Source organism: Paenibacillus sp. FSL H3-0469 (genome assembly GCF_038051945.1).
Taxonomy (GTDB): domain Bacteria; phylum Bacillota; class Bacilli; order Paenibacillales; family Paenibacillaceae; genus Paenibacillus_AQ.
The window spans coordinates 6,268,636-6,284,257 of the sequence record NZ_CP150302.1; the positions used below are offsets into that span (position 1 = coordinate 6,268,636).

8 protein-coding genes are annotated in these 15,622 nt (G+C 56.0%); 5 read left to right on the forward strand and 3 right to left on the reverse strand.

Going from position 1 to position 15,622, the window contains the following annotated elements; all coding sequences use genetic code 11:
• The first annotated feature begins 62 nt into the window (after window positions 1-62).
• Window positions 63-1,112, forward strand: a complete 1,050-nt coding sequence (locus NSS83_RS27490) for an NAD(P)-dependent alcohol dehydrogenase (protein WP_341187557.1) — start codon at window positions 63-65, stop codon at window positions 1,110-1,112.
• A gap of 106 nt (window positions 1,113-1,218) precedes the next feature.
• On the opposite strand, the gene NSS83_RS27495 is transcribed toward NSS83_RS27490, so the two are convergent.
• On the reverse strand, window positions 1,219-2,499 hold the full coding sequence (locus NSS83_RS27495; protein WP_341187558.1) for a glycoside hydrolase family 27 protein: 1,281 nt from the start codon (window positions 2,497-2,499) through the stop codon (window positions 1,219-1,221).
• Window positions 2,500-2,608: 109 nt separating this feature from the next.
• Window positions 2,609-3,490: an AraC family transcriptional regulator gene (locus NSS83_RS27500; protein ID WP_341187559.1), complete on the reverse strand. Its 882-nt coding sequence runs from the start codon at window positions 3,488-3,490 to the stop codon at window positions 2,609-2,611.
• A 175-nt stretch (window positions 3,491-3,665) separates the two neighbouring features.
• Here NSS83_RS27500 and NSS83_RS27505 point away from each other — a divergent pair, with 175 nt between their 5' ends.
• On the forward strand, window positions 3,666-4,733 hold the full coding sequence (locus tag NSS83_RS27505) for a GDSL-type esterase/lipase family protein (RefSeq protein WP_341187560.1): 1,068 nt from the start codon (window positions 3,666-3,668) through the stop codon (window positions 4,731-4,733).
• Between the two features lie 235 nt (window positions 4,734-4,968).
• On the opposite strand, the gene NSS83_RS27510 is transcribed toward NSS83_RS27505, so the two are convergent.
• Window positions 4,969-6,891, reverse strand: a complete 1,923-nt coding sequence (locus NSS83_RS27510) for an ATP-dependent DNA helicase (RefSeq protein ID WP_341187561.1) — start codon at window positions 6,889-6,891, stop codon at window positions 4,969-4,971.
• A gap of 320 nt (window positions 6,892-7,211) precedes the next feature.
• Here NSS83_RS27510 and NSS83_RS27515 point away from each other — a divergent pair, with 320 nt between their 5' ends.
• The 3 genes from NSS83_RS27515 (at window position 7,212) to NSS83_RS27525 (ending at window position 15,532) form a co-directional block, all read left to right on the forward strand.
• Entirely contained in the window at window positions 7,212-8,501 is a 1,290-nt protein-coding gene (locus tag NSS83_RS27515; protein ID WP_341187562.1) for a DUF1963 domain-containing protein, read from the forward strand.
• Between the two features lie 86 nt (window positions 8,502-8,587).
• Window positions 8,588-9,802: an ATP-binding protein gene (locus NSS83_RS27520; protein ID WP_341346910.1), complete on the forward strand. Its 1,215-nt coding sequence runs from the start codon at window positions 8,588-8,590 to the stop codon at window positions 9,800-9,802.
• Between the two features lie 21 nt (window positions 9,803-9,823).
• Window positions 9,824-15,532, forward strand: a complete 5,709-nt coding sequence (locus tag NSS83_RS27525; protein ID WP_341346911.1) for a HAMP domain-containing protein — start codon at window positions 9,824-9,826, stop codon at window positions 15,530-15,532.
• The last annotated feature ends 90 nt before the right edge of the window (window positions 15,533-15,622 follow it).

A 15,622-nucleotide genomic window follows, 5' to 3' on the forward strand; every position in this document is an offset into this window, starting at 1 on the left:
ATTATAAGCTTTGTAAAGCTTAAGGAATGATGTCTACTATTCTATTGAAAAGAGGTCTCACTATGATACAAGTTAATGCACATGCTGCATTCAGCCAGGAAGGCCCGTTCAAGCTGACTACGATTGAACGCCGGGAGCTGCTGCCGCAGGATGTTCTGATCGAGATTAAATACGCCGGTATTTGCCATTCCGATATTCATACCGTCCGCGGGGAGTGGGGACCGGTGAAATATCCGCTTGTTCCGGGGCATGAGATTGCAGGTATTGTCAGCCAGATCGGTTCTGGAGTGACGAAATATGCTGTTGGCGACCGTGTCGGGGTAGGCTGTATGGTCGATTCCTGCGGAGAGTGCAGCAGCTGCCGGCAAGGCGAGGAGCAATATTGTCTGGAGGGGAACACAGGAACCTATGGAGCGACTGACCGCCACGGGCACTATACACAAGGCGGATATTCCACACATATCGTTGTCACTGAAGACTTCGTGGTGCGGATTCCCGACAGCCTTCCGCTTGACGCTGCTGCACCGCTGTTGTGTGCCGGAATCACTACTTACTCACCACTGCGCCACTGGGGAGCTGCTCCCGGCAAAAAGGTAGCTGTAGTGGGTCTCGGCGGGCTGGGGCATATGGCAGTGAAAATTGCTCATGCCATGGGGGCTGAGGTTACGGTGTTATCCCAATCCCTGAAGAAGAAGGAAGACGGCCTGCAATTGGGCGCAGATCATTATTATGCCACCAGTGATCCGGAGACATTCAAGCAGCTGGCCGGTTCCTTCGACCTGATCATTAATACGGTCAGTGCGCAGGTAAATATCAATGCCTTCCTGTCACTCCTGGCGCTGGACGGGACGTTGGTGAATGTCGGTGCGCCTGCTGATCCTTTGGCTGTTAACGCCTTCTCGCTGATCGGTCACCGCCGTTCCTTTGCCGGTTCGATGATCGGGGGAATCCGCGAGACACAGGAGATGCTTGATTTCTGCGCTGAACATCAGATCGCTTCCGAGATCGAAGTGATTTCGGCTGACCAGATCGATGAAGCCTGGGAGCGTGTGCTGGCCTCGGATGTGCGTTACCGGTTTGTGATTGATATCAGCACGATGGGGAAGGCATAAGGATTTAGAAGCGCAAGCTCCTTCACCTATATTGTCAAAAGAAACAGCCTGCGGGAATGGAACTACTCCATTCCCGCAGGCTGTTGGTATTTCTGCTGAGCTTCTCCTACGAGAAGCTATACAGCCGTACCCCGTGCGGAGGCACGGTGGTGTGCAGCACGCCGCCGCTAAGCTCAGCAGGCGTCTGGCTCCACAGCTCCGTTCCGGACGCCGCGCCGCTGAGGCCGATCTCTTCGAGGCTCAGGTCAACCGGCAGCGGACTGCTGCCAATGTTGAAGACGGCTGCATAGCGGGTACCGTCGTCATGAGCTGCTGTCCAGACGATTAGCTCATCGCGGTAGAGAGCTTCCCTGGCGCCATGGCTCTCGCGCTGCATACGCAGCACCTCGCGGTTGGTGAGCAGCGACAGGGTCCAGTCGTCATTGTCCCGCAGCTCGCCTCCGAAGATCAGCGGCGAACGGAAAATGCTCCAGAGCGACATCATCGTCAGCTGCTCGTCCCGGGTGAAGCGGGTCCAGCGGTCATCCCCGCCGCCGTCGACGGAGCGGACGCCGATGTGGCCGAGCGGCAGCATATCGCAATCCGGCCATGAGCCGTCCTGCGGCACGCCCTGCCAGCTGCGGCAGCGGCTGAACATGTCCAGCAGCAGCTCCCAGCGGTCCCAGAAGTCATCCGTTATGCGCCACATGTTGGCGTGTTCAATGAAATGCTCTTTGTATTCCACCGGAGCGGGACCGGGGGAGAGACTCAGGACCATTGGGCGGCCGCAGTTCTCGATCGCCCGGGAGATCAGGGCAATCTCCGGCTGATGGGTATCGTGCAGTCTGGAAGCGGCGATGTCATCCACCTTGACCAGATCGACGCCCCACTGGGCGTACAGTTCAAAGAGTGAATTATAGTAGGCCTGAGCGCCTTCCTTGGAAGCATCGACACCGTACATATCCGTATTCCACGGACAGATGGAGCACGTGTGCGCGATCTCGCGGGCAGTCACTTCCGTACCCAGAATAGCGGTGCCTGCATGGGCGGCCTGGCGCGGAATGCCGCGCATAATATGAATACCGAACTTCAGCCCCAGGCTGTGGACGTAGTCGGCGAGCGGCTTGAAACCCTGTCCGCCTGCTGCGGAAGGGAAACGGTTCTCGGCAGGCATCAGGCGGGAGTATTCATCCATGACCAGCGGGACGAAGGGGCGGTACAGAGAGGACACGGCACCAGGCTCATACCACTGAATATCTACGGTAATGTAGTTCCAGCCGAAGTCTTTGAGATGCTCGGCCATATATTCCGCATTGCCGCGGATTTCCGCTTCTGTTACGGCTGCGCCGTAGCAATCCCAGCTGTTCCAGCCCAGCGGGGGGACAGGTGCTGCAAGCTTATGATTCATTGTATAATCTCCTTGTCAGATGGATTATTGCTCTTCATAAGTCCATCATAATCAAGGATAAATCCAATATCTATAGTAATCTTATAAGCCGAATAGCACTATATTGCGCTTAGTCAAAAAAGAGCTGGCGGTAAGTCAGGCTCTCGCCTCCGCTGCGGAAATCGCCCGGTGTCAGTCCGGTCAGGCTGCGGAACGCCTTGATAAAGTAGCTTCCGCTGGAGTAGCCGATCTGCTGGGCAATGGCTTCAATGCTTAAGCTCGTCCCCCGGAGCAGTTCCATCGCCTTCTCCGTGCGGACCCGGGTCAGATAAGCACCGGGCGTATGGCCGGTGCTGGCCGAGAAGCGGCGGATGAGATGATATTTGGAGAGGGAGACATGCTCCGACAGCTGGTCGATGCTGATCATCTGCGAATAATGCTGCTCGATGAATGCGGCGGCGCGCTTGATATTCTCTGACCAGTTGTCCCTGTCGCGCAGCGTAGCCGCCTGCATTCGGGTTAATTCGGTCATGAATTGGTAGACGCTGGACGAGGCGATCAGCGGATCGGAGATTCTGCCCGCTCCGGCATCCATTACAATCATCCGTGCCAGCCGGACAGGGGCACAATCTGCGGGCAGCCGGGGTACCTCACCCGCTTCGCGCAGGAATCTGCGCCAGTGGGGCAAGATCAGGCTGGGGCGCAGCAGGAGGAACAGAAACTCCCAGGGCTCTGCCGCATCCGGCGGATAATAATACCGGTGCGGCCCCGGGATTTCTGCCAGCAGAGCCTGTCCGGCCCGGACCCGGTAGGTCCGGTTCTCTGACTCGAACACGCCCTCACCGGAGAGGGTGTACTGGAACAGCAGCAGCGGGCCGTCGCTGCGCTCCATACCGTCCCAGCGGTAAGCGGGATCGGAGACGGAATCATAACCGGCGGCGAACAATACGCACAGCTGCAGCTCCTTATCTTCGGCAAAGCGAAAGCCATAGGTTCCTCTGGGGATGTCCATGGAGATCCTCCTTTTTTCAAAATAGAATGTATAGGGTTCCAGTTGACAAGTACTTAGTATCTTACCACACCACCCTAAGCAGCTATATGAAAAGCACTTCTAAACAATCTTCATTGCCAAGATAAAGCGCCTTTGCTACTGTTACGAATAGAAACGAGAGAAGGAAGGTTATGGAATGTCCCAGATGCAAACGTACCAACCGGCAGCTAACCATGTCAGAATTATCGGACGGACCCACTGGATAGGAGAGGTGCTGTGGCTGGCGCTCTCCGGCGGCGGGGTGGAATTCTCTTTCTACGGCCGGGCGGCCCGGATCACTCTGCAAGGCGATGATACCGCTGTAACTGGCAACAATCTGGCCCGGATCGGAATCAGCGTTAACGGCCAGCGGGTGATAGACGATCAAGTGGATCAGCCGCGCAAAACGTATACAGTGTTCGAAAGCGACACCGAGCAAGAGGTTACCGTAAGAATTACGAAGCTGTCTGAAGCGGCCATGTCAACGGTTGGCATTGTAGAGATCGCGGTGCAGGCTGAGGAAGGGATTAAGCCGACCCCATCTCCGCAGCATACGATCGAATTCATCGGCGATTCCATTACCTGCGGATATGGTGTGGATGATGAAGAGGCGCTACATACTTTTTCTACGGCTACAGAAGATGTAACGAAGGCCTACGCCTACCTGAGCGCAGAGCAGCTTGGTGCGGATTACAGTATGGTGTGTTACAGCGGATACGGCATTATTACCGGCTACACGGAGAACGACCAGAAGCTGACCACGCATCTTCTGCCCGATTACTACGAGAAGGTAGGCAAGTCGGAAGGGAGGTTCGGCGGCAGTCTGCTGCCCCAGGAGATCCCTTGGGAGTTCAGCAGATTCACGCCGGAGCTGATCGTCATTAATCTGGGGACCAACGACGATTCGTACACCAAGGAGGACCCCGCCAAGCAGGCGGATTATGCAGAGAACTATGCCGCTTTTCTCCAAAAGGTCAGACGGAATAATCCCGATTCCATCATTCTATGTACGCTCGGGATCATGGGGGACAGGCTGTATCCTGTCCTAGAGCAAGCGGTTGGCCGCTATACCGGGGAAACCGGCGACAGCAGGATCTCAGTGATGAAGTTCGAGGTACAGCGCGAAGAGGACGGCTACGCCGTTGACTTCCACCCCTCCCAGGTGACCCACCGTAAAGCCGCAGACAAACTGACGGCTGAAATTCGGAGGCTGATGAAGTGGTGAACTGGGCTGGTGAAGAATGGTGCGGGTAGTCCAGTGGTGATTGCACTATGTGCAATAGAAATTCATTAAACACCTCAATAAATGGTCCTGATTGTATTTAGTACAGTAGAATGTTGGAGAGAAGTCCAATATGGGCAAAATCTCTGAATTCTGCTGTACATAATACAGTAGAATAGCTAAAAAGTTAGTTTTAAAGCTCGATCTAATGTACAAAATGCAATAGGTACATTACCCGTCACCGGTGAATCCCCTTCTCACGCACAAACTTCTCCAGCACCCTGAATTCCTCCGTCACCTTGGTGAACGGCAGGGCGGCGAGGACCTGCTCCCGGTACGGGTTGCGGGCTCCGGCCGACAGGCGGGAATCCAGAATGCTGAGCACGCCGAGGTCCGTCTCACTGCGGATCAGACGCCCGGTGCCTTGCCGCAGGCGGAGCAGCATGTCCGGTACGTAGACCTCCATGAGCGGATTCGCCGCCTGCGCAGCCTTGTATTCGTAGACAGGATCGGCCGGAACCGGGAACGGCAGCCGGAAGACGATCAGATGCGACAGATCCGCCCCCTCAATATTCACGCCTTCCCAGAATACACCGGTACTCAGCAGCACACCCTTACTCGCCCGGAACTCAGCGATCACCCCGTCCTGGGACGAGCCTTCCCGCTGCATATGCAGCGCCCACTTCTGCTTTTCTGCACTCAGCTTTTTGTGAATGTACTTCATATCCTCTTTGGCCGAAAAAAGCACCAGTGTCCGCCCGTCCGTTACATTGCATAGCCGCAGCAGCTCCTTATACGCCGCTTCCAGATAAGCTTCGCGGTTGTTGTGGTTATAGTAAGGAACGTCCTTGGCAATATACATCATCGTATGGTGGTCATAATCGAACGGTGAAGCCTGACGCTCCATATACTCCCCCCTGTAGCCCAGCGAACGGGACAGATAAGCGTACTGCTCCGCAAGCGTATCGCCGGACTGGCTGAGGGTTGCGGAGGTCAGGATGACAGAGGTTTTGCCGCTAAACAGGCTGTATTTCAGGAATCGGCTGATCCCCTTGGGGCAGATGCTGACGGCAGCTTCTCCCCGGGGCTGGCTGGCCCAGAGGAGATAGTTGTCCTCCTTCCCGGCAAGCACCTGGAAGAGGTCAATCATTCCGTTAACGGCTTCGAAGGTATTGTCGATCTCCCGCTCATGCCGGGAAGTCAGGACCGAGAGACTGAGGCGGAACTCCTGCAGAATCTGCACAGCTTGCTCTAGCGGGACTCCTGTAATCGCCGATACTTTAATTCGGTCAGTGTCCTGCTTGGCCGTATGCAGCAGGTCTGCTTCTATCTGTCTGAACAGCTCTTTGGCGCAGCGCCGGACGAACTGGAAGGACTTCATCAGGCTGCGGTCTGCGGATTGCTTGTACAGCAGCTGCATGGCATCCTCCAGCACCCGTGAGGTCCCCCGGAAGGTGAATTCCAGGGTCTGGGCATCCCGGACCTTGGCCTCCAGATTATGCGCTTCATCTATAATGATCAGCGCAGGCCGCTCGGTGATCAGGCCCTTGGTTCCTTCTTTTTTCTTGATGAGGTCACGGATCAGCAGGTCCTGGTTCACGATGATGATATCCATCTCGCCCGGGCCGGCGTTGATCTTGGCCCGCATGTCATAGAAGGCGCAGGTATGCTTGTAGTGGCAGTGCTCGAACTTGCAATCCGTCACACACACGTTAGACCACAAGGCATCACTGACCCCGCCCTTCAGATCTGCCCGTTCATTGATTTCTGCATTCAGGATACCTTCTGCGAGTACAGTGAGCGGGGAACCGGGCTCCCCGGAGGGGAACAGGTCCGCTGCCCGGTACCGGCAGGCATATTGCCCCATGCCCTTGCCGACTACTGAGCGGACCATCGAGAAGCCGAGCCGGCTGCCGATGAACCGCAGATCCTTATGGATCTGTTCGGAGAGCTGGATGGACGAGGTGGCGATAATGACCGGCTGCCGGGAGAGCTGGTTAATGAGCAGGCCGGGAATCAGGTAGGCGAAGGATTTGCCGATGCCGACTCCGGCTTCAATCATTGCATTCCGGCCATGGATATAAGCGTCGGCAATATCCAGCGACATATCCTGCTGGCCGAGCCGTTCGGTGAGGCCGAGCCGTTTGAACCGGTCATACATGCGGAAGATGGCATTGACCAGAGCAGGCTCGGCGTCTTTGGCCGGCTCCTTCTTCTGTAATTTGTAGAGATCATTTAACCAGCTGATGACGACCGCCCCTTTTCTGTATCAATGTTAGTCTTGTCCTGCATGGAATACGGCAGAGGTTGTTATTATCTTAGATGGCGGGCGAACAGTCAAGGGTTAAGGCTGAAACTGTATTCTAGATTCTGGAATTTCGTCCCTTGCAGGCGGGAGCGGGTCTACATTCGATCGGAAGGTCTACATCTATTATAATGAGGGAATAATCTGCGTACTGATCATGAAGGGAGAGAGAGGATATGAGCGAACGTCTGCCTTGCCAGACCCCGGGCTGCACGGGAACGATTCTTCCTGCAACCGCACTGAAGACCGGGGGCATCTGTATGCCCTGCTACCAGCAGAAGAAAGCGATGGCTAAACAGGCTTATATTGAACAGAACCGCAAAGAGGTGAACAGGTATGCCGGTATCCATGATCCGGTTGAAATTCTCACCATTATGCATAGCCCGCGGAAGCCAGATCCGCTAATTAAGGAAGTCCCGTACCCCCGGACCGCACAGGAGCTGTATCATGATCTGACGGAGGAACAGAGAGATCGGATGGAGAGCTACGCTGTTCATTTATTGGAAGAAGAGGATATAGACCAGGCGGAGATGATTCTGGTGTCACTCCTCTGCTTCACGGATACACGGCTTGGGCCGGCTCTGGAAATGCTCCTCCGCACAGGGAATTATGCGCCTGCTATCCTCTTCAAGGGTGCTGACGCGCAGGTCCGGGACCGGCTCATTGCCCAGGTGGATTCCGATCCGGCTAACCGTAATCTGCTGCTGCTGGCGCTGGCCTGGATTGGCGATGAAGAGGTGGTCAGGCTATTTGCGCAGTGGCGGCACTCCCCGCCGGAGTGGGCAGCGGCGTTATATCAGGCACCCGAGACGTATGCCCTTGAAGCAGGCTGGGAGCTGGATGCCGGAGGCGGCAAAAGGCAGCTGTACCCTTCTGAATGTTACCCCTTCCTGGTAAGCAGGGAAGACACTCCGGAAGCGCCCGGTGCTCCGGCGGCGGTTCAAATGCTCCAGACAGGAACGCACGCCTGTCCTTGGTGCGGAGGTGCGCTAACCGTCTTATTCGATTACGATTTGCAGCATCCGCAGGTTAGATTCATGGAGCTTCCCGGCAAGCGGCTAAGAATTGCAGCCTGTATGCACTGCAACTGTTACGGCACTGTATATATGAAGGCTGATCTGGAGGGCGGTTATTCATGGAGTGAATATAATGTTGTTCCTGGATATCTGCCTGACAATACTGGAGGAGCACTGGCGTGTAGTACATGGCATGTAATGCAGCTGTCGGAACAGCCGGCAGGTACTTATGAGAGTGCACACTGGGTGCTGGAGGCGCCGGCCTCGCAGATCGGAGGACATCCGGCCTGGATTCAGGATGCGGACTATCCGGCGTGTCCCTGCTGCGCACAGACGATGACTTTTGCAGCGCAGGCGGATATGGGCCAGGTGGCGGAGGACGAGGGTATTTATTATGCTTTTCTGTGCCGGGACTGCCTGATTACAGCAGTAAATTACCAGCAGACCTGAGTTTCGTGATTTGGAATTTTGGGTATATAAGCTATATTTTCGAAATATAAACGTAAGCGAGCCACAAGCTGGAAAGTGAGGTTCTCATGGATTTTCCGGTCAATATCCTGCTCGTAGACGATCATCCCGAGAATCTGCTTGCCCTTGAGGCCGTTCTCCGCGAAGAGCCTTACCGGTTGTTTCGGGCTTATTCCGGGATTGAAGCGCTGCGCTGTCTGCTGGAGGAGGAATTCGCCGTCATTGTGATGGATGTGCAAATGCCTGGGATGGACGGGCTGGAGACGGCGCGCCTTATCCGTACCCGGGAGAAGAATCATGTGGTGCCGATTATTTTCATGTCCGCTAACAGTACGACGATGGAGGATATCTTCGCCGGTTATTCTGTGGGTGCGATGGATTACATGACGAAGCCCTTCGTCCCGCAGCTGTTCAAGTCGAAGATTGAGGGTTACGTCAGCATGTATGAAGCGAATAAAACACTGCAGCTCCAGAGCGAAATGCTGAAGCAGCAAGCCCGGCAGCTGGAGAAGACGAATCAGGAGCTGAGGGAAGCGAAGGAAGCCGCAGAAATTGCCTCTAAGGTAAAGTCGGAATTCCTGGCGATGATGAGCCATGAAATCCGCACGCCGCTGAACGGGATCATCGGGATGTCTGATCTGCTGCTGGCCTCGGATCTGCCGGAGGAATATTGTGAGATGGCAGGGATTATCCACACGAGCAGCAATGCCCTTCTGTCGGTGATCAATCCGATTCTCGATTATTCCAAGCTGGAAGCCGGGAAGCTGGTGGTGGAAGAGGCGCCGTTCTCTCTGCAGGACTGCCTGAGCGAGACGGTTGCCCTATTCACCGCGAGGACCCGTGAGCGGAAGCTGGATATGGTGGTGGAGATTGATCCTGCTGTGCCGCCTGATCTGGTGGGAGATGTGAACCGTCTCCGCCAGGTATTGAATAATCTCGTGGGCAACGCCGTGAAGTTCACCCATGCAGGAAGTGTATACATAATGGTTAACAGGCTGGAGGGACCGGCGGGGCAGCTTACACTTGAATTCACAATCAGAGACACAGGAATCGGGATTCCCCCGGATCAAATCGGAGAGCTGTTCCAGCCCTTCTCCCAGCTCGATGCCTCTACCACACGCAGGTTCGAAGGCACGGGGCTTGGATTATCGATCAGCAAAGCTCTGGTGGAGCTGATGGGCGGAAGCATCCGGGTCGAGCCATCGGAGGAACCCGGGGCTACGTTTGTTTTTACAATTGCCGTTCGTGAGCAGCTTGGATTGGAGAGCAAAAATACGTGCTGAATAAGGGGCAGGGTTGATACTATGAGCGATGACAACCAAAACAAAGAAAACCAGGGCGATGGAATAGACGCCGGCGAACTGCTGAGCGCCTTAATGGCGATGAAGAAGGGCAATTTCTCCCACCGGATGCCTTATGACCGGACGGGGCTCGCAGGTAAGGTAGCGGATACGTTCAACGAGATTATGGATATTCAGGAGAGTCTGGTGAACGAGGTTCAGACGGTGGCCAGAGTGGTCGGCAAGGAAGGGAATCTGTCGAGACGGTTCGTGCAGAAGAATCTGGGCGGTTCCTGGGAGACGGTGACCGATTCCTTGAACGGCCTGGTGATTGACCTGATTCAGCCGACCAGCGAGATGGTCCGGGTAATTAACGCCGTAGCCAAGGGCGATCTGTCCCAGCAAGTGGAGCTTGCGATCGAAGGACGGCCGCTTACGGGCGAGTTCCAGCGAACGGCAAGCAATATAAATATGATGGTGAACCAGCTGAGCACGTTTGCTTCTGAGGTTACACGTGTAGCGCGTGAGGTCGGTACCGAGGGTATTTTGGGCGGACAGGCTGATGTGAAGGGGGTCTCCGGCACCTGGAAGGATCTGACCGACAGCGTCAATTATATGGCGACGAATCTGACGGATCAGGTGCGCAACATCGCGGCGGTGACCACGGCCGTAGCGAACGGCGATCTGTCGAAGCAGATTACGGTCAATGCGCGCGGCGAAATCATGGAGCTGAAGAATACAATCAACACGATGGTGGATCAGCTCTCCATGTTCGCCTCTGAGGTGACCCGGGTGGCGCGTGAGGTCGGGACCGAAGGCAAGCTCGGCGGACAAGCCGATGTGAAGGATGTCTCCGGCACCTGGCGGGATTTGACCGAGAGCGTCAACTATATGGCGTCCAATCTGACGAATCAGGTGCGGAACATCGCGGTGGTGACCACGGCGGTTGCCAACGGCGATCTGTCGAAGAAGATTACGGCCGATGTGCAGGGCGAAATTCTGGAACTGAAGAACACGATCAATACGATGGTGGATCAGTTATCGACCTTTGCTTCCGAGGTGACCCGGATGGCGCGTGAGGTGGGTACGGAAGGGATTCTCGGCGGGCAGGCTGACGTCAAAGGCGTGTCCGGCACCTGGCGGGATTTGACCGAGAGCGTCAACTATATGGCGTCCAACTTAACGAATCAGGTGCGCAATATCGCGGAAGTGACCACGGCGGTAGCCAAGGGCGACTTGTCGAAGACGATAACCGTCGATGCGAAGGGCGAGATTCTGGAGCTGAAAAGCACCATTAACATCATGGTGGACCAGCTCAGCAACTTCGCCTCTGAGGTCACGCGCGTGGCGCGCGAGGTATCTACGGAAGGGATTCTCGGCGGGCAGGCCGATGTGAAGGGCGTCTCCGGGACCTGGAAGGATCTGACCGACAGCGTGAATTTCATGGCGGGTACGCTGACGGATCAGGTGCGCAATATCGCTGAAGTGACGACTGCCGTGGCGAAGGGGGATCTGTCCAAGCAGATTACGGTGAATGCGACCGGTGAGATCCTGGAGCTGAAGAACACCATTAACACCATGGTGGAGCAGCTGTCGATCTTCGCTTCCGAGGTGACGCGCGTGGCGCGCGAGGTCGGCACTGAAGGGATGCTCGGCGGACAGGCGCAGGTGAAGGGCGTAGCCGGAACCTGGCGCGATTTGACCGAGAGCGTGAACTACATGGCGTCCAACCTGACGAATCAGGTGCGCAACATTGCGGTGGTAACGACAGCGGTGGCAAACGGCGATCTGTCCAAAAAAATCACTGCCGATGTGCAAGGAGAAATTCTGGAGCTGAAGAACACAATCAATACGATGGTGGACCAGCTCTCCATGTTCTCCTCCGAGGTGACGCGTGTAGCGCGCGAGGTGGGTACAGACGGCAAGCTTGGCGGCCAAGCGCAGGTAAAGGGAGTCGGCGGCACCTGGAAGGACTTGACCGAAGGCGTAAATAACATGGCCCGCAATCTGACGGATCAGGTGCGTAATATTGCAGATGTGACCACGGCGGTAGCCAAGGGCGATCTGTCCAAGAAGATTACCGTAGACGTCAAGGGCGAGATCCTGGAGCTGAAGAATACGATCAACACGATGGTGGACCAGCTCTCTATCTTCGCCTCCGAGGTGACGCGTGTAGCGCGCGAGGTGGGCACGGACGGCAAGCTCGGCGCGCAGGCCGAGGTGAAGGATGTCTCCGGTACCTGGAAGGATCTGACCGATACGGTGAACTTCATGGCGAGTAACCTGACGATTCAGATGCGCAACATTGCCGGTGTAACCACAGCAGTAGCGAACGGGGATTTGTCCAAGAAGATTACAGTGGATGTCAAAGGCGAATTGCTTGAGCTGAAGAACACGATCAACACGATGGTGGATCAGCTGAATTCGTTCGCCTCCGAGGTGACGCGTGTAGCGAGCGAGGTCGGCACGGACGGCAAGCTGGGCGGACAGGCCCAGGTGCGCGGTGTCGGGGGGATCTGGAAGGATCTGACCGATAACGTGAATATCATGGCGACCAATCTGACCGATCAGGTGCGCGGCATCGCCAAGGTCGTGACGGCGGTGGCGAACGGTAACCTGAAGCAGAAGCTGACGGTTGAGGCGAAGGGCGAGATTGCCGAGCTGACGGATACGATCAATAACATGATCGAGACGCTGGCCACCTTCGCTGATCAGGTCACTACCGTGGCACGCGAGGTTGGAGCTGAAGGGAAGCTGGGCGGACAGGCCAGCGTGCCGGGGGCTGCGGGTACCTGGCGTGATCTGACCGACAACGTCAATTACATGGCGAGTACGCTGACCACACAGGTACGGGCCATCACTAATGTGGCTACAGCGGTGACTAACGGCGATCTGTCACGGGCGATTGATGTGTCCGCCTCCGGGGAGGTTGCTACGCTCAAGGATAACATCAATGAGATGATCCGTAACCTGAAGGAGACGACCCGGATCAATACCGAGCAGGACTGGCTGAAGACCAATCTGGCCAAGTTCTCGCGTATGCTCCAGGGACAGCGCGATCTGTATGCAGTCAGCCGGATGATCCTGTCCGAGCTGGCTCCGCTGGTATCGATGCAGCATGGCGTCTTCTATATTAATGAGCCCTCCGGCGGGGAAGCGGTTCTGAAGCTGTTCGCCAGCTATGCGTATCAGAACCGCAAGCATCTGGCGAATGAATTCCGGGCGGGGCAGGGGCTGGTCGGCCAGTGCCTGATTGAGAAGCAGCGGATTCTGCTGACTAATGTTCCGGGCGATTATGTGATGATCTCGTCCGCACTGGGCGAAGCAACGCCGCTTAATATCATTCTGCTGCCGATCATCTTCGAGGATCAGGTGCTGGCGATTCTGGAGCTGGCGACCTTCCGGCCTTACAGCGATATCGACATCGCCTTCCTGGATCAGCTTACGGAATCCATCGGCAGTGTGATCAACACGATGCAGGCGAACCAGCGTACGGAGGAGCTGCTGATCCAGTCCCAGTCGCTCACCGAGGAGCTGCAGAAGCAGCAGCTGGAGCTGCGGAGCACAAATGACGAGCTGGAGGATAAGGCGAAGCTGCTGGTGCTGCAGAAGGCAGAGGTGGAGAGCAAGAACCATGAGGTGGAGGTGGCCAAGCGTTACCTGGAAGAGAAAGCGGAGCAGCTTGCCCTTACCTCCAAGTACAAATCCGAATTCCTGGCCAACATGTCCCATGAGCTGCGCACGCCGCTGAATTCCTTGCTGCTCCTGGCAGAACAGCTGGCCGAGAACCCGGATGAGAATCTGCATGAGCTGCAGGTGAAGTTCGCCAAGACGATTCAGGACTCGGGGCTTGAGCTGCTGAATCTGATTAATGATATCCTCGATCTGTCCAAAATCGAATCCGGCACGATCACGCCGGATTTCAGCGAAGTCTCGCTTACGGAACTGACGGACGGGCTGGACCGTACCTTCCGTCATATGGTGGATGCCAAGAAGCTTGACTACCGGATCAAGATTGATCCCGGTGTACCGGCCAGCATCGCTACGGATTCCAAGCGTCTGCTGCAAATCCTGAAGAACCTGCTGTCGAACGCCTTTAAGTTCACCGAGCAGGGACAGATTATGCTGCAGATCCGCAAAGCGGCCGACGGGTGGCACCCGGATAAGGAGTCGCTTGAGCGGGCCACCACCGTAATCTGCTTCTCGGTAAGCGATACGGGAATCGGCATTCCGGCGGAGAAGCAGCAGATTATCTTTGAAGCGTTCCAGCAGGCGGATGGCAGTACGAACCGGGAATACGGCGGAACGGGACTCGGGCTTGCCATCTCCCGCGAGATTGCCGAGATGCTCGGCGGGGAGATTAGCTTGTACAGTGAAGTAGGCAAGGGCAGTGTATTTAACCTGTACCTGCCGACGGAAGCTGAATTCACTGAACCGGAGCCTCCGAAGGCTCATGTTCCCGAGGTCATTGATATCACCCCGGCCAAACGCAGAAGCAGCCTTGCAAGGCCGGAAGTGGAGCCCTTCGCGGATGACCGCGATCAGATTGAACCGGGAGACCGGGTGTTCCTGATCATTGAGGATGACCAGAAGTTCAACGAGATCATTCTGGGGATGCTCCACAAAAAAGGAATCAAAGCGATTATCGCCACCAGCGGCTGGGATGTGCTGGAGCTGGTTCAGAAATACCAGCCGGCGGCCATCACGCTGGATCTGCATCTTGGCGGGGATACGGACGGCTGGCTGGTGCTTCAACAGCTCAAGAATGATATCGGGGTGCGGCATATTCCGGTCTGCGTAATGACTGTGGATGAAGACGAGGTGCTGCTGCTGCAGAAGGGGGCTTACGATTACTTCCGCAAGCCCGTGACCAATGAGGAGCTGGAGAATGCGCTGGACCGGCTGAACCGGTTCGCGGATCATGCCACGGCTAATCTGCTGGTTGCCGTCCAGGATGAACAGGAGCGCAAGCATGTTGCCGGGCTGCTGGACAACCCGGATCTTACGCTTACTCTTGTAGAGACCGGGCGCAAAGCCTTGAACCAGTTGAACAGCAAGACGTTCGATGCGATCGTGCTGGACAGCAGCCTGGCGGACATGAAGCTGATCCGTTTCCTCCGGGAGATGTACAAGAACGCCAGAAATAAGAGAATCCCCGTCCTGGTGCAGATGAACCGGAAGCTGACATCGGAGGAAGAAGCCGAGTGGGATGAGCTGGCGAAGATGGCGGTGCTCAAAGAGGTGAAGTCGGATGCCCAGCTGATTGATGAATCCACCCTCGCCCTGCACCGCAAGGCAGAGAATCTGCCGCCGCTCTCCAGAGATAAGCTGGTGAAGCTCTATCAGTCGGATGAGATGATCGAGTATAAAAAGGTGCTTGTGGTGGATGATGATATCCGCAACATCTTTGCGCTCACCTCCATTCTGGAGCGCCATCAGATGAAGGTGATCCCTGCAGAGAATGGCCAGGATGCGATCACGCTGCTGGAGCAGACGCCGGACATCGAAATTGTCCTCATGGATATCATGATGCCGGGAATGGACGGCTACGAGACGACCCGGGCGATCCGGGAGAAGCCGGAATGGAGGGACCTCCCGATACTTGCGCTTACAGCCAAGGCGATGAAGGGGGACCGGGAGCTGTGCCTGGAAGCAGGCTGCTCGGATTATATTACCAAGCCGGTGAACAGCGGACAGCTGTTATCGATGATGCGTACCTGGCTGGACGAATAGAGCAGGACGAATAGGACGGACTATGCAGACAGGAGCAGGAGCCAACCCCTTAGCCGCGATCAGGCGGTTAGGGCTGGCTCCTGTTTTTTT

Coding starts and splice junctions, on each gene's coding strand:
- NSS83_RS27490 (WP_341187557.1), top strand. CDS start 63: ATGATACAAGTTAATGCACATGCTGCATTCAGCCAGGAAGGCCCGTTC.
- NSS83_RS27495 (WP_341187558.1), bottom strand. CDS start 2,499: ATGAATCATAAGCTTGCAGCACCTGTCCCCCCGCTGGGCTGGAACAGC.
- NSS83_RS27500 (WP_341187559.1), bottom strand. CDS start 3,490: ATGGACATCCCCAGAGGAACCTATGGCTTTCGCTTTGCCGAAGATAAG.
- NSS83_RS27505 (WP_341187560.1), top strand. CDS start 3,666: ATGTCCCAGATGCAAACGTACCAACCGGCAGCTAACCATGTCAGAATT.
- NSS83_RS27510 (WP_341187561.1), bottom strand. CDS start 6,891: ATGTATGACCGGTTCAAACGGCTCGGCCTCACCGAACGGCTCGGCCAG.
- NSS83_RS27515 (WP_341187562.1), top strand. CDS start 7,212: ATGAGCGAACGTCTGCCTTGCCAGACCCCGGGCTGCACGGGAACGATT.
- NSS83_RS27520 (WP_341346910.1), top strand. CDS start 8,588: ATGGATTTTCCGGTCAATATCCTGCTCGTAGACGATCATCCCGAGAAT.
- NSS83_RS27525 (WP_341346911.1), top strand. CDS start 9,824: ATGAGCGATGACAACCAAAACAAAGAAAACCAGGGCGATGGAATAGAC.